This window comes from Robertmurraya beringensis (assembly GCF_042433785.1).
Lineage (GTDB): Bacteria > Bacillota > Bacilli > Bacillales > Cytobacillaceae > Robertmurraya_A > Robertmurraya_A beringensis.
Genome location: NZ_JBHLUU010000001.1, coordinates 1 through 24,116 on the forward strand (window position 1 = coordinate 1; position 24,116 = coordinate 24,116).

28 protein-coding genes and 1 rRNA gene are annotated in these 24,116 nt (G+C 37.9%); 27 read left to right on the forward strand and 2 right to left on the reverse strand.

Features of this window, described 5'->3' with window-relative positions; translation table 11 throughout:
- The first annotated feature begins 136 nt into the window (after window positions 1–136).
- Window positions 137–252 (forward strand): 5S ribosomal RNA (gene rrf, locus ACFFHF_RS00005).
- Window positions 253–342: 90 nt separating this feature from the next.
- Here rrf and ACFFHF_RS00010 read toward each other — a convergent pair.
- Entirely contained in the window at window positions 343–534 is a 192-nt protein-coding gene (locus tag ACFFHF_RS00010; protein ID WP_377057360.1) for a sigma factor G inhibitor Gin, read from the reverse strand.
- A gap of 232 nt (window positions 535–766) precedes the next feature.
- On the opposite strand from ACFFHF_RS00010, the gene ACFFHF_RS00015 reads away from it, so the two are divergent.
- The 9 genes from ACFFHF_RS00015 to rsmI all read left to right on the forward strand — a co-directional run bounded on the left by ACFFHF_RS00015 (window position 767) and on the right by rsmI (window position 7,746).
- On the forward strand, window positions 767–2,197 hold the full coding sequence (locus ACFFHF_RS00015) for an aminotransferase class I/II-fold pyridoxal phosphate-dependent enzyme (protein ID WP_377057341.1): 1,431 nt from the start codon (window positions 767–769) through the stop codon (window positions 2,195–2,197).
- Between the two features lie 27 nt (window positions 2,198–2,224).
- Window positions 2,225–2,860 carry a dTMP kinase gene (tmk, locus tag ACFFHF_RS00020; RefSeq protein ID WP_377057342.1) on the forward strand — a complete coding sequence of 212 codons (636 nt, stop codon included), beginning with the start codon at window positions 2,225–2,227 and terminating at the stop codon, window positions 2,858–2,860.
- A 161-nt stretch (window positions 2,861–3,021) separates the two neighbouring features.
- Window positions 3,022–3,351 carry a cyclic di-AMP receptor DarA gene (gene darA / locus ACFFHF_RS00025; protein WP_119706193.1) on the forward strand — a complete coding sequence of 110 codons (330 nt, stop codon included), beginning with the start codon at window positions 3,022–3,024 and terminating at the stop codon, window positions 3,349–3,351.
- Window positions 3,352–3,365: 14 nt separating this feature from the next.
- Window positions 3,366–3,806: a DUF327 family protein gene (locus ACFFHF_RS00030; RefSeq protein WP_160549852.1), complete on the forward strand. Its 441-nt coding sequence runs from the start codon at window positions 3,366–3,368 to the stop codon at window positions 3,804–3,806.
- A gap of 12 nt (window positions 3,807–3,818) precedes the next feature.
- Window positions 3,819–4,826, forward strand: a complete 1,008-nt coding sequence (holB, locus tag ACFFHF_RS00035) for a DNA polymerase III subunit delta' (protein ID WP_160549851.1) — start codon at window positions 3,819–3,821, stop codon at window positions 4,824–4,826.
- The gene (locus tag ACFFHF_RS00040; protein ID WP_119706196.1) at window positions 4,819–5,628 is read left to right on the forward strand and encodes a PSP1 domain-containing protein; all 810 of its coding nucleotides are present in this window, start codon (window positions 4,819–4,821) and stop codon (window positions 5,626–5,628) included. The genes holB and ACFFHF_RS00040 overlap by 8 nt, the downstream gene beginning before the upstream one ends.
- A gap of 31 nt (window positions 5,629–5,659) precedes the next feature.
- Window positions 5,660–6,037, forward strand: a complete 378-nt coding sequence (gene yabA / locus ACFFHF_RS00045) for a DNA replication initiation control protein YabA (RefSeq protein WP_340901728.1) — start codon at window positions 5,660–5,662, stop codon at window positions 6,035–6,037.
- A gap of 70 nt (window positions 6,038–6,107) precedes the next feature.
- The gene (locus ACFFHF_RS00050; protein ID WP_340901729.1) at window positions 6,108–6,893 is read left to right on the forward strand and encodes a tRNA1(Val) (adenine(37)-N6)-methyltransferase; all 786 of its coding nucleotides are present in this window, start codon (window positions 6,108–6,110) and stop codon (window positions 6,891–6,893) included.
- Complete coding sequence (gene rsmI, locus ACFFHF_RS00055) at window positions 6,871–7,746, forward strand: 16S rRNA (cytidine(1402)-2'-O)-methyltransferase (protein ID WP_160548411.1); 876 nt, start codon at window positions 6,871–6,873, stop codon at window positions 7,744–7,746. Before ACFFHF_RS00050 ends, rsmI begins: the two co-directional genes overlap by 23 nt.
- A 41-nt stretch (window positions 7,747–7,787) precedes the next feature.
- On the opposite strand, the gene abrB is transcribed toward rsmI, so the two are convergent.
- The gene (abrB, locus tag ACFFHF_RS00060; RefSeq protein ID WP_066059282.1) at window positions 7,788–8,072 is read right to left on the reverse strand and encodes a transition state genes transcriptional regulator AbrB; all 285 of its coding nucleotides are present in this window, start codon (window positions 8,070–8,072) and stop codon (window positions 7,788–7,790) included.
- Window positions 8,073–8,535: 463 nt separating this feature from the next.
- On the opposite strand from abrB, the gene metG reads away from it, so the two are divergent.
- The 17 genes from metG to fin all read left to right on the forward strand — a co-directional run bounded on the left by metG (window position 8,536) and on the right by fin (window position 24,058).
- Window positions 8,536–10,494, forward strand: a complete 1,959-nt coding sequence (gene metG, locus ACFFHF_RS00065) for a methionine--tRNA ligase (protein ID WP_160548412.1) — start codon at window positions 8,536–8,538, stop codon at window positions 10,492–10,494.
- A gap of 170 nt (window positions 10,495–10,664) precedes the next feature.
- Window positions 10,665–11,432, forward strand: coding sequence for a YchF/TatD family DNA exonuclease (locus ACFFHF_RS00070; RefSeq protein WP_160548413.1), 768 nt, complete (start codon window positions 10,665–10,667; stop codon window positions 11,430–11,432).
- Between the two features lie 240 nt (window positions 11,433–11,672).
- The gene (locus ACFFHF_RS00075; protein ID WP_160548414.1) at window positions 11,673–12,857 is read left to right on the forward strand and encodes a ubiquitin-like domain-containing protein; all 1,185 of its coding nucleotides are present in this window, start codon (window positions 11,673–11,675) and stop codon (window positions 12,855–12,857) included.
- A 177-nt stretch (window positions 12,858–13,034) separates the two neighbouring features.
- Window positions 13,035–13,595 carry a ribonuclease M5 gene (gene rnmV, locus ACFFHF_RS00080; protein WP_160548415.1) on the forward strand — a complete coding sequence of 187 codons (561 nt, stop codon included), beginning with the start codon at window positions 13,035–13,037 and terminating at the stop codon, window positions 13,593–13,595.
- A complete protein-coding gene (rsmA, locus tag ACFFHF_RS00085; RefSeq protein ID WP_160548416.1) occupies window positions 13,588–14,466 on the forward strand; it encodes a 16S rRNA (adenine(1518)-N(6)/adenine(1519)-N(6))-dimethyltransferase RsmA in 879 nt (292 codons plus the stop codon). The genes rnmV and rsmA overlap by 8 nt, the downstream gene beginning before the upstream one ends.
- 742 nt (window positions 14,467–15,208) lie before the next feature.
- Window positions 15,209–16,087, forward strand: coding sequence for a sporulation peptidase YabG (gene yabG, locus ACFFHF_RS00090; RefSeq protein ID WP_340901738.1), 879 nt, complete (start codon window positions 15,209–15,211; stop codon window positions 16,085–16,087).
- A gap of 271 nt (window positions 16,088–16,358) precedes the next feature.
- Window positions 16,359–16,622 carry a biofilm formation stimulator Veg gene (gene veg / locus ACFFHF_RS00095; protein ID WP_066059266.1) on the forward strand — a complete coding sequence of 88 codons (264 nt, stop codon included), beginning with the start codon at window positions 16,359–16,361 and terminating at the stop codon, window positions 16,620–16,622.
- Between the two features lie 178 nt (window positions 16,623–16,800).
- On the forward strand, window positions 16,801–16,977 hold the full coding sequence (locus ACFFHF_RS00100; protein ID WP_119706206.1) for a small, acid-soluble spore protein, alpha/beta type: 177 nt from the start codon (window positions 16,801–16,803) through the stop codon (window positions 16,975–16,977).
- A gap of 177 nt (window positions 16,978–17,154) precedes the next feature.
- On the forward strand, window positions 17,155–18,024 hold the full coding sequence (gene ispE / locus ACFFHF_RS00105; protein WP_160548450.1) for a 4-(cytidine 5'-diphospho)-2-C-methyl-D-erythritol kinase: 870 nt from the start codon (window positions 17,155–17,157) through the stop codon (window positions 18,022–18,024).
- A gap of 55 nt (window positions 18,025–18,079) precedes the next feature.
- Window positions 18,080–18,916 (forward strand): pur operon repressor, encoded by an 837-nt coding sequence (gene purR, locus ACFFHF_RS00110; RefSeq protein ID WP_377057343.1) that lies wholly within the window; start codon window positions 18,080–18,082, stop codon window positions 18,914–18,916.
- Complete coding sequence (locus ACFFHF_RS00115) at window positions 18,913–19,287, forward strand: RidA family protein (RefSeq protein ID WP_160548420.1); 375 nt, start codon at window positions 18,913–18,915, stop codon at window positions 19,285–19,287. The genes purR and ACFFHF_RS00115 overlap by 4 nt, the downstream gene beginning before the upstream one ends.
- Window positions 19,288–19,437: 150 nt before the next feature.
- On the forward strand, window positions 19,438–19,728 hold the full coding sequence (spoVG, locus tag ACFFHF_RS00120; RefSeq protein ID WP_003347151.1) for a septation regulator SpoVG: 291 nt from the start codon (window positions 19,438–19,440) through the stop codon (window positions 19,726–19,728).
- A gap of 209 nt (window positions 19,729–19,937) precedes the next feature.
- On the forward strand, window positions 19,938–21,314 hold the full coding sequence (glmU, locus tag ACFFHF_RS00125; protein ID WP_377057344.1) for a bifunctional UDP-N-acetylglucosamine diphosphorylase/glucosamine-1-phosphate N-acetyltransferase GlmU: 1,377 nt from the start codon (window positions 19,938–19,940) through the stop codon (window positions 21,312–21,314).
- A gap of 17 nt (window positions 21,315–21,331) precedes the next feature.
- Window positions 21,332–22,291: a ribose-phosphate diphosphokinase gene (locus ACFFHF_RS00130; protein ID WP_160548422.1), complete on the forward strand. Its 960-nt coding sequence runs from the start codon at window positions 21,332–21,334 to the stop codon at window positions 22,289–22,291.
- A 131-nt stretch (window positions 22,292–22,422) separates the two neighbouring features.
- The gene (locus ACFFHF_RS00135; protein WP_377057345.1) at window positions 22,423–23,055 is read left to right on the forward strand and encodes a 50S ribosomal protein L25/general stress protein Ctc; all 633 of its coding nucleotides are present in this window, start codon (window positions 22,423–22,425) and stop codon (window positions 23,053–23,055) included.
- An 80-nt stretch (window positions 23,056–23,135) separates the two neighbouring features.
- Entirely contained in the window at window positions 23,136–23,696 is a 561-nt protein-coding gene (gene pth, locus ACFFHF_RS00140) for an aminoacyl-tRNA hydrolase (RefSeq protein ID WP_377057346.1), read from the forward strand.
- 131 nt (window positions 23,697–23,827) lie between these two features.
- Window positions 23,828–24,058 (forward strand): anti-sigma-F factor Fin, encoded by a 231-nt coding sequence (gene fin, locus ACFFHF_RS00145; protein WP_377057347.1) that lies wholly within the window; start codon window positions 23,828–23,830, stop codon window positions 24,056–24,058.
- Window positions 24,059–24,116: the final 58 nt, after the last annotated feature.

Below are 24,116 nucleotides of genomic sequence, written 5' to 3' on the forward strand. Positions count from 1 at the left end.
GTGGAAGCGCGGCGACGTGTGGAGCTGACTGATACTAATCGATCGAGGACTTAACCAAATTACGATGAAACGTATTTCTTTCTTCTTCATTCATTATCTAGTTTTGAAGGAATGATTTTCTTCAACTGAATACGAGTCTAGTGGCGATAGCGAAAAGGTCACACCCGTTCCCATACCGAACACGGAAGTTAAGCTTTTCAGCGCCGATGGTAGTTGAGGGTTTCCCTCTGTGAGAGTAGGACGTCGCTAGGCAAAGAAAAAAGCACCTGATTGGGTGCTTTTTTATTTATAAATACATAGGTAAAAAAGCACCTATCAAGGTACTTTCAACTGGTTCGTAAATTAGGAGAAAATCTCAGGCTTATTAATTTTTCTAAGTTTTGAAATATAATATTTATATTTTGGATCTGTCGTTGGTGTAGCCACTAAACTTCGTTCACAATCGACGCAAATAAATGAAGTGTATAGATGTATTCCTTTCGGTTTGGACTGCTCGCAAACAACACAAATTTCCCCTAGCTGTTTTATCGCCATAATCGGTTCCAAAATAACTCCACCTCCATACACCTATTGTTACCATGATGCGTTATTTGTATACAATTTTTCGAATAATCTTTTCGATAGACTGCTTGAATACTATTTTATGTTTGATAAATAAATCGTTGTATGTCTACATAGAAACTTTAAAAAAATAAATAAGAATTAAAAGGACTAGTTTGTTAAAATAGACAAGTATGATATTTGAAAAAGATAAGAGGGATATCATGTGAACCAAAAAAACACCCCATTATATGATGCATTAATCAAACATAAAAATAAAAAAGCGATTTCGTTTCATGTCCCAGGGCATAAAAATGGAGAGGTATTTATAAAAGAAGCTCATCCACTATTCCAAAACATTTTGAATGTTGATGTAACCGAATTATCAGGTTTAGACGATTTGCATTCTCCTAGTGAGGCCATTCTCGAAGCAGAAACTTTGTTAGCTGATTATTATGAGGTAAAAAAAAGCTTCTTTCTTATAAATGGTTCAACGGTTGGAAATCTGGCTATGATTCTTTCAGCTCTAGGTGAAGGGGATGAAGTCCTTGTTCAAAGGAATTGTCATAAATCAATTATGAACGGACTGAGCTTCGCCAATGTGAAACCAATATTTATAGCGCCGGAGTTTGACACGGAATGGCAAGTAGCCGGAGGAATCACATTAAATAGTATAAAAGAAGCAGTAAAGGACTATCCTCAGGTTAAAGCACTAATTGTTACATATCCAAACTATTATGGAATGGCACCGAACTTAAAGGAGATTATTACCTTTTGCCATGAGCGTAATATGATTGTTTTAGTGGATGAAGCACACGGTGCCCATTTTAAAAGAAGCAAGGGGCTTCCACCGAGTGCTACTGAACTAGGTGCTGATGTGGTGGTACAATCTGCACACAAGACACTGCCAGCCATGACTATGGGATCATACTTGCATTACAATAGTAAAAGGGTTGATTTGGAAAGGGTAAGGATGTTTCTCCGTATGTTACAATCTAGTAGTCCATCTTATCCAATTATGGCTTCTCTTGACCTTGCTAGAAAGTATATTGCCACATATGAGGAAGAAGATTTACATTATACTCTCCAAATGATTTCTGAGTTTAGAGACAAATTAAATCGTATTCCATCCATTAAGCTACTTTCATATAAAGATGAAGGAGATCCTTTAAAAATAACGATACAATCAAGAACTGCATTAACTGGTTTTGAACTGCAATCCAAACTAGAGGAGTATGGAATTTTTACAGAGTTAGCAGATGAGCATAATGTTCTTTTTATTTTCCCACTGCTTAAAAGAGGAGATCTATATCCTATTGAGGAAGTATGGTGTGCGATAAAAAAAGGAATAGGGGGAGTAGAAATACTTGGAAGGAATTTCCGAGGTGCAACCAATCGTTCTTCTATTTCTACGTTACATATATCCTATAAGGAACAGCAAGAAAGGAAAGTAGAAATTATTCCTTTGTCAGAGGCAAGTGGACGAGTGTGTGCAGAGAGTATTATTCCTTATCCCCCTGGCATTCCGTTACTATTACCCGGAGAATTAATAAAAGGTGAAGATATTAATCATATTCACAATTTATTAGAAGCTGGATCGAGATTCCAGGGTGGAGAAAATATAAAGCAGCACCACTTAAAAGTATTTCATCATTAGAAACAAGTGAACTAGTTGGAGGGTATTATGAGTAGGGGTTTATTTATTACAATAGAGGGTCCAGAAGGTGCTGGGAAAACAACCATTATTGGAATGTTAGAAACAGCACTAAGGGAACGAGGGCTGAAGTTCATCGTAACAAGGGAACCAGGTGGCATTCCGATTGCTGAACAAATTCGAGAAGTAATTTTGAATAAAGAAAATACAGCCATGGATGCGAGAACAGAAGCATTGCTGTATGCTGCAGCAAGACGTCAGCACCTAGTTGAAAAGGTATTGCCGCATTTACAAGAAGGTTCTATCGTTTTATGCGATCGTTTTATAGATAGTTCATTAGCTTATCAGGGGTATGCAAGAGGACTAGGAATTGATGAAGTATATAGCATTAATCACTTTGCCATTGAAGGCAAAATGCCAGATGCTACTTTTTATTTTGATATTGATCCTGAAATTGGTCTGAACCGAATTGGCCAGCATAAAGGAAGGGAAGTAAACAGACTTGATTTGGAAGAGATTCATTTTCATAAGAAAGTGAGAGAAGGATATCATCTCCTCCTCAATCGGTTTAAGGATAGAATCTTATTGATCGATGCATCTCAGTCTGTAGAACAGGTCTTTCAGCAGTCTTTAAATAACTTATTAAAAGTGTTAGATAAACAATAAGAGGGAAAGTGTCTTACAAGTTAAGACACTTTATTTTTTTAGTAAAGCAATCCTTGAATTTCCTCTTTTAGATTATAGGTTAGAGCATGGTACAACGCTAATTACCTGTTATAATAAAGGTAATAATTCAGAATATATTATACCGCTAAGGGGTGGATGATATGAAATTAATTTTAGCAGTCGTTCAGGACCAAGATAGTAATCGGTTATCCAATGCTTTAGTTGATAATAATTTTCGTGCAACAAAACTAGCTACAACAGGGGGATTCTTGAAATCGGGGAATACTACCTTTATGATTGGAACGGAAGATATACGTGTAGAGAAAGCCTTGCAGATTATAAAAGATAATTGTAAATCAAGAGACCAGATGGTGGCTCCTGTTTCACCAATGGGGGGGAATGCAGATTCCTATGTTCCATTTCCGGTCGAGGTAGAAGTAGGAGGAGCTACAGTTTTTGTTTTACCTGTTGAGCAGTTCCATCACTTTTAATAGCGAGGTCACCTATGAAGATAAATCAGGATATTCGTTTAAATACAGATAAGATTCGATCTGAACAAAAGACAGCAGCGAACACTAGTTTAAAATTTAATGAACTCGTGCAAAAACAGGATCAAAAAATGCAGATTGGTCAACTTCAAAATCTCCTAAAGGATATTGAAAGTGCGGGTGAAAGGTTAGCGAGGTCAAGGACATTCAAAGACCTTTCTAAGTATAAAACATTAGTCAAAAGGTTTGTGAAGGAAGCAGTTGATTTTGGCATGGACTTAAAGCAGTCACATAGCTGGAATCAGTACGGACAAGGAAGATCGTTAAAAATTGTTGAGACAATTGATGAAAAGTTAGTGGAGATAACCGAGGGAGTACTTGAAAAGGAAGGAAACTCTATTGATTTACTCGGTAAGATTGGTGAAATAAAAGGCCTTTTAATTAATTTATATACGTAAGTGAGTGAGACGATGCTTAAAACTTGGGATGAGATGGATCAAGTGCAGCCAATGGTGGGTAAGCTATTAAAAAACAGTATACAAAAGGATAGGTTAGCTCATGCTTACCTGTTCGAAGGTATGAGAGGAATTGGAAAAAAAGAAGCTAGTTATTTATTAGCTAAAAGCCTTTTCTGCTCTAGTCCTATTGACAACTATATCCCATGTGATGCATGTAGCAATTGTAAAAGGATTACAAGTGGGAATCACCCGGATCTCCATTTGTTAGAGCCGGATGGCCTTTCAATAAAGAAAAAGCAAATTCAAAACTTACAAGAGGAATTCTCTAAGACGGGTGTGGAATCAAGGAAAAAAATGTACATTATTGTGCATGCTGACAGAATGACAGGGAATGCAGCTAATAGTTTACTAAAGTTTTTAGAAGAGCCGCATTCAGAGACAACAGCTATTTTACTAACGGAGGGAGCACAACAAATTCTACCAACTATTCTGTCTCGCTGTCAGATTATAAAATTCCAGCCATTCTCTCCTACTATTTTAATAAAGAAATTGGGTGAACATGGGATAGAAAGAACAAAAGCTCCTATAATTGCCCAACTTACCAATAATTTAGATGAGGCTTTGGAGCTAAGTCATAACGATTGGTTTGCACAAGCTCAAAAAATAGTGTTAAAATTATATGAAGTGCTAAAAAAGAACCCTCTCGAAGCATTGGTGATGCTCCAAGAGGAATGGTTTTTACACTTTAAAGAAAAAGAACAGTTTGATCAAGGTTTAGACTTACTTCTTCTATTATATAAAGATTTACTATATTTACAGCTTGAGAAATCAAGCCAAGTAGTTTATGTCAGTGAAATGACGCGTCTGCAACAATACGCTCTTCATGTTTCAGGAAGGCAAGTTGCAGATGGATTGTCTTGGATATTGGAGGCAAAAAGAAAGCTGCAAGCCAATATGAACCCCCAGCTCCTAATGGAAGAGCTGGTGTTACGATTGCAGGAGGGATCTTCATTTGTATAATGTAGTAGGAGTACGCTTTAAAAAAGCGGGTAAAATATATTATTTTGATCCCGGAGATCTCTCAATTCAAAAGGATGAATTTGTTATTGTGGAAACAGTAAGAGGAGTCGAGTATGGCAAGGTAGTTATTGCTCCGAAACAGGTTGATGAGCATGATGTTGTGCTTCCTCTTAAGAAAGTCCTTAGAATTGCTGATCAAAAGGATCGTTTAATCGTTGAAGAAAATCGTTTTGCGGCTAAGGAAGCATACGATGTTTGCTGTGAAAAAGTATCAACACATCAACTGGATATGAAACTAGTGGATGTTGAATATACATTTGACAGAAATAAAGTGATTTTTTATTTTACAGCTGATGGCCGCGTTGACTTCCGTGAGCTCGTAAAAGATTTAGCAGCTATATTCCGTACAAGAATTGAACTTCGTCAAATTGGTGTAAGAGATGAAGCGAAAATGCTTGGTGGAATTGGTCCTTGTGGTAGGATGCTTTGCTGTTCCAGCTTTCTAGGTGATTTTGATCCAGTATCTATAAAAATGGCAAAAGATCAGAATCTCTCATTAAACCCTACAAAAATTTCAGGGTTATGCGGGCGTCTGATGTGCTGTTTAAAATACGAAAATGATGAATATGAGTCAGCAAAAGAGCTACTACCTGATCTAGGTCAAGTCATCTCCACACCACAAGGCCCTGGTCGAGTGGTGGGATTAAATATACTGGAAAGAGTACTCCAGGTTGAACTGGCTGATCATGAGCGTGTCCTAGAATATACTCTCGATGAGATATTAAAGGAAGGCGCTGTATAGATTCAATCCACAGATTAATGAGGTGGAAGGTGTGAATAAAAAAGAAATTTTTGATTCAGTAAGCAATATGGAAGCACAAATTGGGCATCTATATAAGCAATTAGGTGAGTTAAAGCAACATTTAGCTGAAACACTTGAAGAAAATAACTCCTTAAAGCTAGAGAATGAGCACTTGAGGAGGCACCTTGATCGAACATCCATCGAGAGGCAACAGCAACCAAAAGTAAGTAAAAGCAAAAAAGGGAAAAAGGCAGAGGAGACTCAGAATGAAAAAATAGTTGATATTGGTGAAGGTTATGACAACCTTGCTCGCCTTTATCAAGAAGGATTTCATATCTGTAATCTCCATTTTGGAAGTCCTAGAAAGGATGACTGTTTGTTCTGCTTATCCTTTTTAAATAAAAAATAAGAGGGTCTCCTTTGACAAGGGGGCCTTTTTTTCGGAGAATAAAGGAATTCAGGTAGGAGGAAGACACCATATGTTAAAAGGCGACGAACGTTTGGATTACTTATTAGCAGAGGAACTTCGGATTATCCAAAGTCCAACGGTTTTTTCATTCTCTCTAGATGCTGTATTATTAGCGCGCTTCGCTTATATGCCCATACAAAAAGGAAATGTCATCGACTTGTGTAGTGGAAATGGAGTGATTCCCCTTTTTTTAAGTAAGCGAACAAAAGGGAAAATAACAGGAGTAGAAATACAGGAACGTCTGTACGATATGGCGGTAAGAAGTGTGCAATACAATCACCTTGATCAGCAAATTGAAATGATCCATGGAGATATTAAGGACATGCCAAAACGCCTTGGCCATGGAAAATTTGATGCCGTTACATGCAATCCCCCTTATTTTTTAACTGGTGAGAAAGACGAGAGAAATGAGAATGAGCATTTAGCGATTGCTAGACACGAAATTCTATGCACTTTAGAAGATGCCATTTCGGTATCTAGTCAGCTAGTACGACAAGGTGGAAAAGTCGCATTTGTACACCGGCCAGGACGGTTGTTAGATATTGTGACTGTAATGAGAAAATACCGTTTAGAACCTAAGCGGATACAATTGGTTTACCCAAAGGTTGGAAAAGAAGCGAATATATTATTAGTGGAGGCAATCAAGGGCGGAAGCCCAGATTTAAAAGTACTTGCTCCTATGTTTGTCTATAATGATAACAACGAATATACTGAGGAAATGAAAGAAATATTGTATGGAGAAAATGAAGGAAAAGCGGAAGTGAGTGATCGATATGTGGGAACAAAAAAGCTTTGAAAATGAAGAGACGAAAGGGATTCTATATTTAGTTCCTACTCCAATTGGAAATTTAGAGGATATGAGTTTTAGGGCTATACGGTTGTTGAAAGAAGCGGATTACATAGCAGCTGAAGACACTCGGAATACAAAAAAACTGTGTAATCACTTCGAAATTGATACACCGATCGTTAGTTATCATGAACATAACCGGATAGTGAGTGGAGCAAAACTAATTGAAAAGCTAAAGGCTGGAGCAAAGATTGCTCTTGTCAGCGATGCAGGAATGCCTACGATTTCAGATCCTGGTTATGAGTTGGTAGTGGAAGCCACACAGGAAGAAATTGCAGTCGTTCCTCTACCAGGAGCGAATGCAGCACTAACTTCGCTTATAGCATCTGGTATTCAAACTCAGCCCTTTTACTTTTATGGATTTTTATCGAGGCAGAAAAAGGATAGAAAAAAAGAACTGGAGTTACTAAAGAATCAAAAAGCAACCATGATCTTTTATGAGTCACCTCATCGACTGAAAGAAACACTTCAGCAGATCGAAGAGGTTCTAGGAAACCGACAGATGACTTTATGTAGAGAATTGACAAAAAAATTCGAGGAGTTTATTAGAGGGACTGTCTCTGAATTGGTGGAATGGTCCATTCAAGGAGAAGTACGTGGGGAATTTTGTATCATAATAGAAGGAAGTAAGGAAGAGGTAGTGGAAGAAGAAAGCTGGTGGGAGAGTTTATCTATTCCTGAGCATGTGGAGCATTATATTGATGCTAAAGGACAGTCATCTAAGGAAGCCATCAAGGAAGTTGCAAAGGATAGAAATTTACAAAAGCGTGAAGTGTATCAGGCTTATCATGTTCAAGAATAAAAAAAGCTTCTCTTTAACCGAGAAGCTTTTTTGACGAATCATTATTTAGATACTTGAAAGTTGTTTTGGATTTCTTGAAGTAGTTGTTCTGCACCTTCGCGGCTAAGAATTAACTTTCCGCCTGCTAGTGTGATATTATCATCAGAAACTTCACCAGTTACTTGGCAAGTCATGTTTGGCTTGTATTTTTTTAGGATGATACGCTCATCGTCAACATAGATTTCTAGAGCATCCTTTTCTGCGATACCAAGTGTACGTCTTAGTTCGATAGGAATAACTACACGACCAAGCTCATCAACTTTACGAACAATACCAGTAGATTTCATAATTTTTTAGCTCCTCTCAAATCTCCATTGTATTTATATTTCTCTGTCTCTTTTTTTCGTCATTATTCGACAAATTTCTTTTATGTTTTTATAATACCAGCCATTCCCAAAAACGTCAATAACTTTATATCTGATTAATTTAGAAAATATTAGCAGTTAAATAACGTTGATAAATCAACGTTTTGGAATACTGTAGGATGATGTTTCCTAATTTTATTATGAATAAATGATAAACCGATTGTCGACAAATTGACATATTCTAATACATCATTCGACAAGAATCAACATACACTTTTTTCTCGGAAGAAGGTATAAAACATGGGGGGAAGTGGAAAAGGCTATATAGTTGATTATATTGCACATTTCTTCATAATTAGGTATATTTTGATGAGATAAGAGGTTATGCTGACGAGTATAAGAAGTGACTCGATTCAGAATGATAATCGGATGAGGAGTGAGTGATTTGGTTGAGAAAAGAAAGACATTTTATTTAACAACACCAATTTATTACCCTAGTGGAAACTTACATATTGGACATGCATATACAACGGTAGCTGGAGATGCGATGGCTCGTTATAAGAGGCTACGAGGGTTTGATGTCATGTACTTAACGGGTACGGATGAACATGGGCAGAAAATTCAGCGCAAGGCAGAGGAAAAAGGAATTACCCCTCTAGCCTACGTGGGTGATATTGTAGAGGGAATTCAGGAACTCTGGAAGAAGCTTGATATTTCGTATGATGATTTTATACGGACGACACAAGACAGACATAAAACGGTAGTAGAGAAGATATTTTCTCAGCTTCTTGAACAAGGTGATATTTATCTTGATCAATACGAAGGAATGTACTGTACACCATGTGAATCTTTCTTTACGGAAAGGCAATTAAATGAAGGTAATTGCCCTGACTGTGGTAGACCCGTAGAAAAGGTGAAAGAAGAATCTTACTTTTTTAAAGTAAGTAAGTATGCTGATCGCCTGTTGCAATACTATGAGGAAAACCCTGGCTTTATCCAACCGGAGTCTCGTAAGAATGAGATGATTAATAACTTTATTAAACCAGGATTAGAGGACCTTGCTGTATCAAGAACGACGTTTGACTGGGGAGTTAAAGTACCTGGCAATCCTAAACATGTTATTTATGTATGGATTGATGCTTTGTCCAATTATATTACTGCTTTGGGCTACGGTACAGAGGATGCTTCTAAATATGAAACATATTGGCCAGCGGACGTACATTTAGTTGGGAAGGAGATCGTTCGTTTCCATACCATCTATTGGCCAATTATGCTTATGGCACTAGACCTTCCTCTTCCAAAAAAGGTGTTCGCTCACGGTTGGCTTCTTATGAAAGATGGAAAAATGTCTAAGTCAAAAGGGAATGTGGTAGATCCAGTAACATTAATTGATCGTTATGGATTAGATTCCCTTCGTTACTACTTATTAAGAGAAGTTCCATTTGGGGCGGATGGGGTGTTTACACCTGAAGGGTTTGTTGAAAGAATTAACTTTGATTTAGCGAATGATTTGGGTAACCTATTAAATCGTACAGTTGCAATGATCAATAAGTATTTTGATGGAACGATTCCGGTGTACGAAGGTTCAAAGGGAGAATTCGAAATACAGCTTCTTCAAGTGAATGAGGAAACGGTGAATAAATATGAAGAAGCAATGGAGAAAATGGAGTTTTCTGTTGCTCTTACAGCCCTTTGGCAGTTAGTTAGCCGAACAAATAAATATATTGATGAGACAGCGCCTTGGGCTCTAGCTAAAGACGAGGAGAAAAAAGATGAGTTAGCAAGTGTTATGGTTCATTTAGCTGAATCTCTTCGTCGAGTAGCAATCTTGCTTCAGCCATTCCTAACAAAAACACCTAAAGACATATTTAAACAGCTTTCTATTGTAGAAAGTAGTCTTCAGTCCTGGGAAAGTCTCGAAAAATTCGGGTTGATTCCAGAAGGTACAAAGGTGGAGAAAGGTGATCCCATTTTCCCGCGACTTGATATCCAAGAAGAAGTGTCTTTTATTAAACAAAAAATGCAATCAACTGTGAAGCCTGTAGCAGAAGAACCAAAAGTTGAGGAAATTCCAGAGGTTGAGGAAATCACGATTGATGACTTTATGAAGGTGGATCTGCGAGTAGCGCAAGTAGTAGAAGCTGAGCCCATTAAAAAGGCGGATAAGCTATTAAAGCTACAGTTAGATCTTGGGTTTGAGCGTAGACAGGTGGTTTCGGGAATTGCGCAATTTTATAAACCAGAAGATTTAGTTGGACAAAGAGTCATCTGTGTGACGAATTTAAAACCAGTAAAATTACGCGGAGAATTGTCTCAAGGAATGATTCTTGCTGGTCAAAAGGATGGAATTATGTCGTTGGCCACAGTGAGTGACTCTCTTCCACTAGGAGCGAAAGTAAAATAAGGAATAAAGTCTTACTAAGATAAAACATAGAAATGTTTCACGTGTAACATTACACATGGCTCATTCCTATGTTTTTCTTATCTTCCTGTTTATATAAGGGAGCGAAGAGACTTAATAGTTGAGAAACAAATAAAATATATGTAACAGAAAATTAATATTGGAGGAAATAAATGTTATTTGATACACATGTACATTTAAATGCAGAACAATTTTCAGAGGATCTAAATGAGGTAATTGACCGAGCTAGGATGGAAGGTGTCCAATACATGGTGGTTGTAGGTTTCGACCGACCTACAATTATCAAAGCAATGGAATTAATCGAAGAATACGATTTTATCTATGCAAGTATTGGGTGGCATCCGGTTGATGCGATTGATATGCGTGATGAAGACTTGGAGTGGATTGAAGAGCTTGCGAAACACCCTAAAGTGGTAGCTATCGGAGAGATGGGACTTGATTATTATTGGGATAAATCACCAAAAGAAGTACAACAGGAAGTCTTTAGAAAACAAATACAGTTAGCTAAAAAAGTGAAACTACCTATTGTGATTCATAACCGAGAGGCAACAGCAGACATTGTTACAATCTTAAAAGAAGAAAACGCGGCTGAGGTAGGAGGCATTATGCATTGTTTTAGTGGGAGCGTAGAGGTTGCAAAGGAATGTGTGGAAATGAACTTCTATATATCCCTTGGTGGACCGGTTACATTCAAAAATGCTAAAAAGCCGAAAGAAGTGGCACAAGAGATTCCGTTAAAGAAGCTTTTAATCGAAACCGACTGCCCGTATCTTGCTCCACATCCATACAGAGGGAAAAGAAATGAACCGAGTTATGTGAAGTTAGTGGCGGAGCAAATTGCTGAATTAAAGGGACTTAGTTACGAAGAAGTTTCACAGGTAACAACAGAAAATGCAAAAATATTATTCGGCATAAATTGATAAGGAATCCTGTCGAATAAAATAAAAGCTTGTCCAAATCTTTTCTTTTTCTAAAAAGTTCTACATGTCTCCTTTCTCTCATAGGATAACCGTGTCGACAACTCTCTCTTTCTTTTTTGAATTCTATTAGTCATAATAATGAGTACGTTCAGAGGAAAATCCTGAGGGTTGACAGGCAGTAAGATACTTTATATAATCACTCCATGAGAAAAGGAGGCGTTTTTCATCGTTATTCAAAGCATGAAAAGCCTGTTTTCCAGGTCTTTGAGGACAAAGAAGTGGGCCATTATCTCTGCTAGTTTCATAGTTTTCACAACAGCTACTGGGTTTACGGTGTATGAATCCACGAAGGAAACTGTTACCATGACACTAGATGGCCAAGAACGTATCATCAAGACACATGCAGCCACAATTGAAGGTATTTTCGACGAACTTGACATCGCTCTTCGTTCAGAAGACTATGTGTTTCCCTCGGAAAACACAAAGGTCAAAGACAACTTAAAGGTTGTATATAAACCTGCGAAACAGGTCCAAATGGTAAAAGATACCGAGGAAAAAGCAGTTTGGTCTACAGCAGATACTGTAGAAGAGTTTTTAAAGGAACAAGAAATTATACTTACTGAGCACGATAAGGTTACACCTGATTTAGACACTGCAATCAAGAAGAATATGAATATTGAAGTAAACATTGCGTTTCCATTCAAGTTAAATAACGGTGGTACAGAAGAAGAAGTATGGACTACTACTTCGACTACGGTCGCTGACTTTTTACTACAACAAGAAATCACTCTAGGAGAACTAGACCGTGTAATGCCTGAAAAAGACTCAGTTATTCAGAAGGATGCTGTTGTTAGCATCATTCGGGTTGAAAAAGTCACCGATGTAGTGGAAGAACCGATTCATTTTGCAGTTGTTACAAAGAATGATAGTAATCTATCAAAAGGCACAGAAAAGGTAGTAACTCCGGGTCAAGAAGGACTGAAGACAAAGGAGTATGAGGTGGTATTAGAGAACGGCAAAGAAGTCTCTAGAACGCTTCTAAAAGAAACACAGGTTAAAGAGAAGCAAGATAAGGTTGTCGCGGTAGGAACAAAGGTAAGTACCCAAACCGTATCACGTGGTAGTGACAGTGTTAGCAAGGAGTTTTTTGTTACATCCACTGCTTATACCGCAAGTTGCAATGGATGCTCTGGCGTTACGGCAACGGGATTGAACCTTCATGCTAATCCAGGTGCAAAAGTGATTGCAGTCGATCCAAGTGTAATTCCACTAGGGACAAAGGTATATGTCGAAGGCTATGGCTATGCAGTTGCAGCTGATAAAGGTTCAGCTATTAAAGGGAATAAAATCGATGTGTTTTTTGCGTCGAAAGCAGATGCATATCGTTGGGGTCATAAAACGGTTAAAATTAAAATTCTTAACTAATTCATTATGCAGAGGGGCTGCCCTCTGCTTTTTTGTGTTTTTGTCCGTTTTTCATTACAATTGGTTTATACTATATAGACGAATTAAATAGCCAGAATGTTTCATTTTTATTTCAATTATTTTAAATTTTTTTCAGAAACAGAGTTTATTTAATGGTATGTGTATTGGGAGGAGTTTATGAAGATACAGGAAATTATCGTTGTGGAGGGTAAAGACGATACTACAGCCATTCGAAGGGCTGTAGATGCCGATACGATTGAAACGAATGGTTCGGCATTAAATGAGGATACCATCAATCGGATAAGAAGGGCCCAACAGACAAGGGGAGTTATTGTTTTCACTGATCCAGACTATCCTGGTCAAAAAATAAGACAAACAATTGCTGAGCATGTACCAAATTGCAAGCATGCCTTTATCCCAAAGGAGAATGCACTACATAAAAGAGGGAAGGGTGTTGGTGTCGAACACGCTTCAGTGGAAGAGATTCGAAAGGCTCTTCGCCATGCTCACCATATGAAGGAAGAAGTGGAAGAACAGATTACTCAAGAGGATTTATTAACAGCAGGTCTAATCGGTGGTCCAAAGGCAAAGAAAAGAAGAGAGAAGCTTGGTAAACTCCTTTCGATTGGGTATACAAATGGAAAGCAACTTTATAAGCGACTATTGATGTTTCAAATCAGTAAAGAAGAGTTTTCAAGAGCACTATCCGTTATTTTTCAGGAGGAAACAGATGAGTAAAGATATAGCTACCCCTGTAAGGACACAGGAAATACTAAAGAAGTTTGGTTTTTCGTTCAAAAAAAGCTTAGGTCAAAACTTCTTAATTGATACCAATATTTTAAAAAGAATTGTTGATCACGCTAATTTAACTGAAAAGTCCGGAGCCATTGAAATTGGACCTGGAATAGGGGCATTAACAGAGCAATTAGCAAGAAATAGCGAAAAGGTGGTTGCGTTTGAAATTGACCAGCGATTACTACCGATTTTAAAAGAGACGCTAGCTCCCTATTCGAACACAACCATTATTCATGAAGACGTATTGAAAGCAAATGTAAAAGAGGTCATCGAGGAACAGTTCAAAGGTTTAGAAGATATCATGGTTGTTGCCAATCTACCTTACTATGTAACCACTCCGATCATTATGAAGTTATTAGAGGAGAAACTCCCAATTAGAGGAATTGTTTGTATGCTTCAAAAAGAAGTAGCTGATCGTATCGCTGCGAAACCCGGTGGAAAGGACTATGGATCCCTTTCAATTGCTGTCCAATATTATACGGAAGCGGAGACGGTCATGGTTGTTCCGAAAACCGTCTTCATGCCGCAACCGAATGTTGATTCGGCAGTTATTCGATTAACGGTTAGACAAGAGCCTGTCGTTAAAGTTCGAAGTGAAGACTTTTTCTTTCAAGTAACAAGAGCAAGCTTCGCGCAGCGTCGGAAAACGATTTTAAACAACTTAACAAGCCAATTACCCGACGGAAAGGCAAAGAAGGACATGATATTGCAGGCGCTTGAAAAAGCTGAAATTGAGCCTGCTAGACGAGGCGAGACATTGTCGATTGCTGAATTTGCTCAACTTAGCGATGCTTTGCTCGATCATTTTGCTTAAAAAGAACGCATCTGAGTAAAGTAACGGGTTCTGTTCCCTGTCACAAAAATCCAACATATATATTAAAATGACCATTAATTTGTATGTGAATTTGATGGTCATTTTTTATTGGTATAACGTGAATCATTATAAAAATAGGCGTGAAACTGTATTCCAATTTGTATATCAAAATGTAAGGTTACAGAGATTTCTGTTACCTCGTAAATTGGACTGCAAAATGCTTTGTTTTTGTTTACAAAACCACGTTTTTCTTTTGACTTTGGCTCTGTATTTATTCCTTGATGATTTCATATAGGTAAGAGATTTAATAGGCGGAGAATTTCCGGTTAATGTATATAGAGGAAGCTTAAGAAGCAGAAATAAGCGGAGGAATTCCGGTTAACTGCTCTAAATAAGCCAAAATTCAAAGATTTGAATCACATAAGCGGAAAAACTCCGCTTATTCTTAAGGAAATATGGGTATTTCCCAATTTAAACGGAATTCTTCCGGTTATTATTCAAAATTTGAGGGTCTTTTTTTCTGGATTTACACTCTGTCTAGCCCCAGCCCCTAACCCCTCTAGGAATAATATAAGGTTATAAGCCAAATCACTCCAGAAGACAGGCTTTCCTGTGCGATTCGGGGCTAAACAAGGCACTTGCGCTTTTCTGTATATCACGCCTTATAAGTTCCTTGCATAGGATAATTAAGAATTATTCTATTTGAATGCTCTAGTTTATTGGGCTAATTGGAGTGACTACATTGACGATCAACCTTTTGGATGTCGTTGGGAGAGTTTCGTATAATTGTGATATTATCTTTCGGGTTATAGATATACGAGAAGAACAAGGGAAGAAGTTAGCTGTATTATACGGGGAAAATTTTCGACTAATTGCGGATGCCCCCTATGAAGATTTGGTCGTGATTGATCAAAATACCCGTTCTAAAGTGGCATCGGAGTACCAATCACTTGAAGAACAATCTTACCAGCTCTTTCGGCAGGATGTGGATCTTTTACAGTTTAAACAGGAGTTTGAGGCAACTGAAGGGTACAGTAAGCCATTTAACTATTTCCAAGTGCCAGGGAAAGTATTACATCTGGATGGAGATCCTTCTTATTTGCAAAAGTGCTTAACATTGTATGAAAAAATTGGAGTACCTGTAACAGGCATTCATGTAAATGAAAAAGAAATGCCAAATAAAATAGGGTCTTTGATTGATTATTATCGCCCTGATATTATCGTTATTACAGGTCATGATGCATATTCAAAGGCCAAGGGGAAACCTACTGATATCAATGCATATAGACATTCAAAACACTTTGTTCAAGCGGTAAGAGAGGCCAGAAAGAAGTTCCCTCATCTCGACCAGTTGGTCATATTTGCTGGGGCCTGTCAGTCCCATTTTGAATCATTGATTCAAGCAGGTGCTAACTTTGCAAGTTCCCCTTCAAGAGTTAACATACACGCCCTTGATCCTGTCTATATTGTAGCTAAAATTTCCTTTACTCCGTTTATGGAGAGAATTAACGTATGGGATGTATTGAGAAATACGTTAACGGGAGAAAAAGGACTTGGAGGAATCGAAACAAAAGGCGTACTACGAACGGGTATGCCTTATAACAAAGGAAATCACGAATGAGAAATGCCGTTCAAAATAGAACGGTGTTTTTTTAATTAGGCTGTTTTTCCCTAAAAAGTGTGTATATAGCAACAATGTTTTAGAAAAGAGCTTTTGTTTAAAAATTCGGTACATATTTCAAAATAAATAGGTAATCCTAAAAATGTTGAAAATTAGAAGAAAATGCTGAACAAAAAATATTGACTTTTATTTTTAAACACTGTTATAATTTATTATTTTGTTTGACTATACAGTGTAAACGTGTTATACTTTACATAGTGAGGTGGACCGAATGGCAAAAACTTTGGTTGATATTAAAAAAGCTCTTGATTCAAATTTAGGAAAAAGACTTTTGCTCAAGGCCAATGGTGGTCGAAGAAAGACTATTGAAAGATACGGAATTCTTGCAGAAACGTATCCATCTGTGTTTGTAATTGAGTTAGATCAAGAAGAAAATGCTTTCGAACGTGTATCGTACAGCTATGCAGACGTTTTAACAGAGACGGTTCAGATTACTTTCTATGAAGATACAACAGGACAAATGGCACTAAGTTAAGGTTGTCCTTATCGTGTAAGCAGTGAACTATGGGTTTGCTGCTTTTTAATTTGTTTTTTATTTTATATTTTCTTTGAAAAACTATACGTAAATTCAATCAATTTTTCTCTAAAAGCTAATGAATTTCTAACCACTTCAACATAATAAGAGTGTCGTGATGAAGAAAGGGGATGTTATCGTGAGCAGAAGAAGAGGGATGATGTCAGAAGGATTTAAAGAGGAACTAGCGAAGGAGCTAGGATTTTATGATGTCGTTCAAAAAGAAGGTTGGGGTGGCATTAAAGCGAAAGACGCTGGCAACATGGTCAAGCGTGCGATCGAAATAGCGCAACAGCAGTTAACGGAAAAGCGCTAAAAGCAAGCAACCTTTTTACTTCATGCGAGAGTTAACTAACAATTCGAATTCATTGCGACAGAAGCCGGAGAAAACTGATTCTCCGGCTTTTTTGTGTGGAGAGGTCTTACTTTTATTGTTTTGTGGTAAAATAGGACAAAAATGGACTAGAGAGAATGTTTAAAGTAGGTGGAGATGTTGAAGCTTTTAATAAAAGCTCCTGCAAAGATCAATTTATCGTTAGATGTATTACATAAACGATCAGATGGGTTTCATGAAGTAGAAATGATCATGACAACGATAGACCTTGCTGATCGAGTCGAACTAACCTTTTTAGAAGAGGATGCGATACGAATCAACTCTCAAAATCGGTTTGTTCCAGACGATCAACGGAATCTAGCCTTTCAAGCAGCAAAGCTGTTGAAAGAAAGGTTTCAAGTGAAAGCTGGAGTTCATATTTCTATTGAGAAAAATATTCCTGTTGCCGCAGGATTGGCGGGTGGAAGCAGTGATGCAGCCGCAACGTTAAGAGGGTTAAACAAGCTTTGGAAATTGAATTTAACTTTGGACGAGCTTGCGGAATTAGGCTCTGAGATTGGGTCGGATGTGTCCTTTTGTGTTTACGGTGGAACGGCGTTAGCAAAAGGACGTGGAGAAAAGATTACACAACTTCCTCCACCTCCTACTTGTTGGGTAGTTTTAGCAAAGCCATTTATCGGCGTTTCAACAGCAGACGTGTATAGAAGGCTTGAATTAAGTGGAATAAGTCATCCTAACCTACCTGCAATGGTCGAGGCGATTAAGGAAGGAAGCTTTAATGGTGTGTGTGACAATGTAGGAAATGTGCTCGAAGAAGTCACTTTGAAGCTTTATCCGGAGGTTGCTCAAATCAAGGATCAAATGCAAAGATTTGGCGCCGATGCAGTACTGATGAGCGGAAGCGGTCCAACTGTTTTTGCCCTTGTTCACCATGATTCAAGAATGCACCGACTGTATAATGGGCTGAGAGGATTTTGTGACCAGGTTTTTGCTGTACGCATGCTAGGAGAACGACATACCCTTGATTAAATCCGTACATTAATGGTATATTATCGTTAAAACATTCGGATATGGGAGGTCTATTATGAAGTTTCGTCGAAGCGAAAGGTTAGTAGATATGACGAATTATTTGCTTGAGCACCCCCAGCAATTAGTTTCACTTTCTTTCTTTTCAGAAAGGTATGGTTCCGCTAAATCATCTATCAGTGAAGATTTAGCAATCATTAAAGAGACTTTTGAGAAAAGAGGAATCGGGACGCTGAAAACGGTTCCTGGAGCATCAGGTGGTGTGAAGTTTACTGTAAAAGTATCAGATGGGGAAGCCAGGCCAATTATTAACGAATTATGCGGCCTAATTGCTGATCCTGATCGGCTGTTACCAGGTGGATATCTGTATATGACAGATATATTAGGAGATCCAGCGATTGTTCAAAAGGCTGGCCGCTTACTTGCTTCTGCTTTTACAGAGGAGAAAATTGATCTGGTTATGACAGTTGCAACGAAGGGGATTCCTTTGGCATATGCGGTTGCAAGTCATTTAAATGTGCCGGTTGTTATTGTGCGCCGAGATAATAAAGTAACTGAGGGTTCCACAGTAAGTATTAACTATGTGTCTGGATCAACAGGACGAATTCAAACGATGGTTCTTTCGAAACGCAGTATGGATCAAGGGGCTAATGTTTTAATTGTTGATGATTTTATGAAAGCAGGCGGAACCGTTAACGGAATGATTAGTATGTTGAATGAGTTTAATGCTAATTTAGCTGGTATTGCCGTACTCGTGGAAGCAGAGAAAATTGAAGAGAGACTAGTGGATGATTATTTATCCTTAGTAAAGCTTTCGGATGTGGATGTAAAAGAAAAGCAAATCCAAGTGAATGAAGGAAATTATTTTTTACATAAACAGGAGGAGTTAGTATGAAAGTAGTTCAAACCAATGAAGCACCAGCAGCTATCGGGCCATATTCTCAAGGTATCGTTGTAAACAATATGTTTTATAGCTCTGGTCAGATTCCTTTAACTGCCGAGGGTGATTTACTTCAAGGAGATGTAAAAGAACAAACACATCAAGTATTTAAAAACTTACAGGCTGTCCTTAAAGAAGCGGGAGCAACGCTCGAAACAGTAGTAAAGGCAACGGTATTTATTAAAAACATGGATGAATTTGCTGCAGTAAATGAAGTGTATGGAGAATATTTTTCTGTACATAAGCCAGCTCGTTCTTGTGTGGAAGTGGCAAGATTGCCGAAGGATGTATTAGTAGAAATCGAAGTAATTGCACTCGTCAAATAAGACGAGTGTTTTTTATTCTTTATAAATTACAAATAGTTCACGATTTTGACTAATTTTTCAAAAAAAATTGAATTTGAAGAAGGAGATATGAAAAATTTGTTGAATATTTAAACGTAGATTATATCTAATTGTGCAAAGGTGGTGAACAGGATGGAAGTAACAGACGTAAGATTACGCCGCGTTAATACAGACGGACGTATGAGAGCAATCGCATCCATTACGCTTGATAATGAGTTTGTTGTTCACGATATCCGCGTGATAGACGGAAATAACGGATTATTCGTTGCTATGCCTAGTAAACGCACACCAGATGGAGAGTTTCGCGATATCGCTCATCCGATTAATTCAGGTACACGTGGGAAGATTCAAGAAGCAGTATTAGCTGAGTACCACCGTTTAGGTGAATTAGAAGTTGAATTTGAAGAAGCTGGAGCTTCCTAAAAAAATAAACAACAAGGGCCTACTTCATGAGTAAGGCTCTTTTTTATGTTTTTGAACCTATTTCTTCTCTCCACATACTACTACCCATAAAAATATAAGGTTAAACCTTTCTCAATGTTAAAATCATGTAGTTTTTCATCTGTTCTTGAAAAATACGAGTATTTAAGATATATTCTTAATGGATAAAAAGGTATATTGGAGGCCAGTAAATGTCGAATCGGTATGCGGTAGTATTAGCCGCAGGTCAAGGAACTAGGATGAAATCAAAACTGTACAAAGTTCTTCATCCTGTTGGTGGTAAGCCTATGGTGCAGCATGTAATTGATCATGTGAAAAAGCTTAATATAAACAGCATTGTAACAGTTATTGGACACGGAGCGGAACTTGTGAAAGCACAGCTAGGCGATGAAAGTAGCTATGTGCTTCAAGAGCAACAGCTTGGAACAGCACATGCTGTTATGCAAGCAAGGGATATACTAAAAGATAAAGAAGGCATTACCATTGTTGTATGTGGAGACACTCCTCTAATTAAGGAAACGACGATGGAAGCATTATTTAAGCATCATGAAGAGACTTCTGCTAAAGTAACGATTTTAACAGCATGGACCAATGATCCTAGAGGCTATGGACGTATTATTAGAAACGAAGATGGATCGGTTGAGAAAATCGTTGAGCATAAAGATGCAACGAATGAAGAACGATTAGTAAAAGAGATTAATACGGGAACGTATTGCTTTGACAATAAAGCCCTCTTTGAGGCACTTACAAATGTTTCAAATGATAACGTCCAAGGGGAGTACTATTTACCAGATGTTATTGAAATTCTCAAAAATGCTGGAGAAATAGTAACAGCTTATCAAACAGAAGATTTTGAAGAAACATTGGGCGTTAACGACCGAGTAGCGTTAGCTGAAGCGGAACGAATCTTTAAAGAACGTACGAATGAGTGGCATATGCGTAACGGTGTGACAATCATTGATCCTTCAAGTACATATATTGGTCCAGATGTAGAAATTGGTCAAGATACTATTCTTTACCCTGGAACGATATTAGCAGGAAGAACAGTGATTGGAGAAGATTGTATTATTGGTCCACAGACTGAAATTCACAATTGTAAAATTGGCAAAGGAACGGCTATCCGTCAGTCAGTTGCTTTCGATAGTGAAATTGGTAATGAGGTTGCCATTGGTCCTTTTGCGCATATAAGGCCTCAATCGAGTATTCATGATGAAGTGAAAATAGGTAACTTTGTTGAAATCAAGAAAGCGGTATTCGGCAAAGGAAGTAAGGCTTCCCATCTAAGCTATATTGGAGATGCTGAAGTTGGTAGCAATGTAAACATTGGTTGTGGATCGATTACGGTGAACTATGATGGGAAAAATAAGTACTTAACAAAAATTGAAGACAATGTATTTATTGGTTGTAATTCAAACCTTGTAGCTCCAGTTAGAGTAGGAGAAGGGGCGTATGTAGCAGCTGGGTCAACGATCACTGAAGATGTCCCAGGAGAAGCACTCGCTATAGCTAGAGCAAAACAAGTTAACAAAGAAGCTTACGTATCAAAATTAAATAGCAAAAAGAAATAAGCAATCGGAGGTCCATCATGTCAAATCAGTATTTAGATCCAAATTTAAAGGTGTTTACACTCAATTCCAATCCTGCGCTAGCAGCAGAAATTGCAAAGGTCATTGGTGTAGAGCTAGGAAAATGTTCGGTTACTCGTTTTAGCGATGGAGAAATTCAAATCAATATTGAGGAAAGTATCCGTGGTTGTGATGTGTTTATTATCCAATCGACTAGCTCACCAGTTAATGAGCATTTAATGGAGCTATTGATTATGATTGATGCGCTTAAAAGAGCATCTGCAAAATCAATTGGTATCGTAATGCCTTATTACGGGTATGCACGTCAAGACCGTAAAGCGAGAGCTCGTGAGCCAATTACAGCTAAACTAGCAGCTAATTTGCTTGAAACAGCAGGAGCTACTCGTGTGATTACACTGGATCTGCATGCACCACAAATTCAAGGTTTCTTTGATATTCCGATTGATCACCTTATGGGTGTTCCAATACTATCTCAGTACTTTAGCAAGAAGGATCTAAGTGGTGACATCGTTGTTGTTTCACCTGACCATGGTGGGGTAACGAGAGCTCGTAAAATGGCAGAAAGACTTAAGGCACCAATTGCAATTATTGATAAGCGTCGACCTAGACCAAATGTTGCTGAGGTTATGAATATTGTTGGTAACATCGAAGGAAAGACTGCTATATTAATCGATGATATTATTGATACAGCAGGAACCATTACTCTTGCTGCAAATGCACTTGTCGAAAATGGTGCGGCTGAAGTGTACGCATGCTGTACACATGCCGTACTATCTGGTCCTGCGATTGAAAGAATTGAAAACTCAAAAATTAAAGAGCTTGTTGTAACAAACTCGATTGCGTTATCGGAAGAGAAGAAAGCGTCTAAGAAGATTAAGGAACTATCCGTTGCTGAGCTTTTAGGAGAGGCTATTATCCGTGTTCACGAAGAACAATCAGTAAGTATCCTGTTTGATTAATAAAGTGATGAGGCTTGCTATTAGTGCAAGCCTTATCTGTTTAGGTTAAATTAAAATTTTCTACGTTTAGACTTTCCTGTTTAAGGGCATTTTTTATAAAGAGACCTTAATATTGGAAGGAGAAAACGATTTTGACTACGCAATTACATGCACAGGAACGTGAGGATTTCCGTCAATCCACTTTGTCAATTATGCGTCACGAAGGGCAAGTGCCAGCAGTTGTATATGGCGCTAATGTAGATAGTAAAGCATTATATATAAATGCTAGCGATTTCCTAAAAACGATTCGAGAAGTGGGGAGAAATGGTGTGATTTCTCTTGATCTTGATGGAGAAACATACGATGTCATTTTATCGGATTATCAAATGGATCCAATAAAAAAGGAAATACTACACGCTGATTTTCTAGCTGTGGATATGTCAAAAGAAATACAAGTAAATGTTCGTGTTACACTTGTAGGTGAGGCAGCAGGTGTGAAAGATGGTGGAGTTCTCCAACAGCCATTACATGAGGTAAGCATTACTGCTACACCAGCGGATATTCCTTCAGTAATTGAAGTAGATGTTAGCGGTCTACAAGTTGGTGAGACAATGTCTATTGCTGATATCCAAGGACGTACATCCTACCATATTAACAATGAAGATGAAGAGACGATTGTGTCTATTCTCCCTCCAAGACAAGAAGAGGAAATTAGTACTGGTGAAGAACAAGAACCAGGAATTCCTGAAAATCTAGAAGGAAGAGAGACAGACGCTGTCGAATAATTAAAGATAACAAAGAAATGACTACAGGGACTGACCATAATTGTTTGGCCAGCCCCTTTTGATGTTGTAAGAGGTGGAACATGAAACTATTTATCGGTTTAGGCAACCCTGGAAAACAGTTTGATCAAACAAGACATAATGTAGGATTTGAAGTCATTGACCATTTATCTAGTGAATGGAATATTAAGCTTGATCAATCGAAATTTAAAGGGACCTATGGAGTTGGTTATGTAAATGGGGAAAAGGTTTTTCTATTAAAGCCATTAACTTATATGAATTTGTCTGGAGAGTCTATCCGTCCGTTAATGGATTACTTTAATATTTCTATTGAAGATATCGTTGTAATATATGATGACCTTGATTTGCCAGTAGGGAAGCTCCGTTTAAGAGAGAAAGGCAGTGCTGGTGGTCATAATGGTATAAAGTCCGCCATTGCTCATCTAGGAACACAAGAGTTCAAACGTATACGTGTGGGAGTTGGAAGGCCAACAAATGGGATGAGTATTAGTGACTATGTCCTTAGTAGATTTACGAAGGAAGAACAAGAAACCATCAATCTCATCGTGAAAAAAAGTGGGGAAGCATGCCTGGACTGGCTAAGGGACCCTTTCTTGCAGGTAATGAATCGTTATAATCAATAATCTTACGAAAAAATGAATCTTCAGTTATCATTGTGGTGTGGATAACATAACGTATATAAGTAATGAATGAATAAAGTCTGTCCTAAAAGGTCAATACTAACCCTAATGAATTGTTTACTAGGAGGGACAGAATGGCCATTCATTACCATTGCCGACACTGCGGACATACAATGGGTACGATTGAACAAAGCACTTTAGAGACTGAAAGATTAGGTCTTCACAAGCTAAATGGTGAAGAGCGACTCGATATGGTAAGTTATGATACAGAGGGAAATATGCATATTAAATCGATTTGTGAAGATTGTCAGGAGTCGCTAGAAAGAAATCCGGACTTTCATGGACAAGACTATCTTATTCAGTAAAACGCTTTGGAGAAACATCCAAAGCATTTTTCTGTTTTTATATTACATACATATGTAG

What these genes read in the sequence shown, in the direction of transcription:
- ACFFHF_RS00010 (WP_377057360.1), bottom strand. Translation starts at nt 534, where the DNA reads ATGGCGATAAAACAGCTAGGGGAAATTTGTGTTGTTTGCGAGCAGTCC.
- tmk (WP_377057342.1), top strand. Translation starts at nt 2,225, where the DNA reads ATGAGTAGGGGTTTATTTATTACAATAGAGGGTCCAGAAGGTGCTGGG.
- darA (WP_119706193.1), top strand. Translation starts at nt 3,022, where the DNA reads ATGAAATTAATTTTAGCAGTCGTTCAGGACCAAGATAGTAATCGGTTA.
- ACFFHF_RS00030 (WP_160549852.1), top strand. Translation starts at nt 3,366, where the DNA reads ATGAAGATAAATCAGGATATTCGTTTAAATACAGATAAGATTCGATCT.
- holB (WP_160549851.1), top strand. Translation starts at nt 3,819, where the DNA reads ATGCTTAAAACTTGGGATGAGATGGATCAAGTGCAGCCAATGGTGGGT.
- ACFFHF_RS00050 (WP_340901729.1), top strand. Translation starts at nt 6,108, where the DNA reads ATGTTAAAAGGCGACGAACGTTTGGATTACTTATTAGCAGAGGAACTT.
- rsmI (WP_160548411.1), top strand. Translation starts at nt 6,871, where the DNA reads ATGTGGGAACAAAAAAGCTTTGAAAATGAAGAGACGAAAGGGATTCTA.
- abrB (WP_066059282.1), bottom strand. Translation starts at nt 8,072, where the DNA reads ATGAAATCTACTGGTATTGTTCGTAAAGTTGATGAGCTTGGTCGTGTA.
- ACFFHF_RS00070 (WP_160548413.1), top strand. Translation starts at nt 10,665, where the DNA reads ATGTTATTTGATACACATGTACATTTAAATGCAGAACAATTTTCAGAG.
- ACFFHF_RS00075 (WP_160548414.1), top strand. Translation starts at nt 11,673, where the DNA reads ATGAAAAGCCTGTTTTCCAGGTCTTTGAGGACAAAGAAGTGGGCCATT.
- rnmV (WP_160548415.1), top strand. Translation starts at nt 13,035, where the DNA reads ATGAAGATACAGGAAATTATCGTTGTGGAGGGTAAAGACGATACTACA.
- rsmA (WP_160548416.1), top strand. Translation starts at nt 13,588, where the DNA reads ATGAGTAAAGATATAGCTACCCCTGTAAGGACACAGGAAATACTAAAG.
- veg (WP_066059266.1), top strand. Translation starts at nt 16,359, where the DNA reads ATGGCAAAAACTTTGGTTGATATTAAAAAAGCTCTTGATTCAAATTTA.
- purR (WP_377057343.1), top strand. Translation starts at nt 18,080, where the DNA reads ATGAAGTTTCGTCGAAGCGAAAGGTTAGTAGATATGACGAATTATTTG.
- ACFFHF_RS00115 (WP_160548420.1), top strand. Translation starts at nt 18,913, where the DNA reads ATGAAAGTAGTTCAAACCAATGAAGCACCAGCAGCTATCGGGCCATAT.
- spoVG (WP_003347151.1), top strand. Translation starts at nt 19,438, where the DNA reads ATGGAAGTAACAGACGTAAGATTACGCCGCGTTAATACAGACGGACGT.
- glmU (WP_377057344.1), top strand. Translation starts at nt 19,938, where the DNA reads ATGTCGAATCGGTATGCGGTAGTATTAGCCGCAGGTCAAGGAACTAGG.
- ACFFHF_RS00130 (WP_160548422.1), top strand. Translation starts at nt 21,332, where the DNA reads ATGTCAAATCAGTATTTAGATCCAAATTTAAAGGTGTTTACACTCAAT.
- pth (WP_377057346.1), top strand. Translation starts at nt 23,136, where the DNA reads ATGAAACTATTTATCGGTTTAGGCAACCCTGGAAAACAGTTTGATCAA.
- fin (WP_377057347.1), top strand. Translation starts at nt 23,828, where the DNA reads ATGGCCATTCATTACCATTGCCGACACTGCGGACATACAATGGGTACG.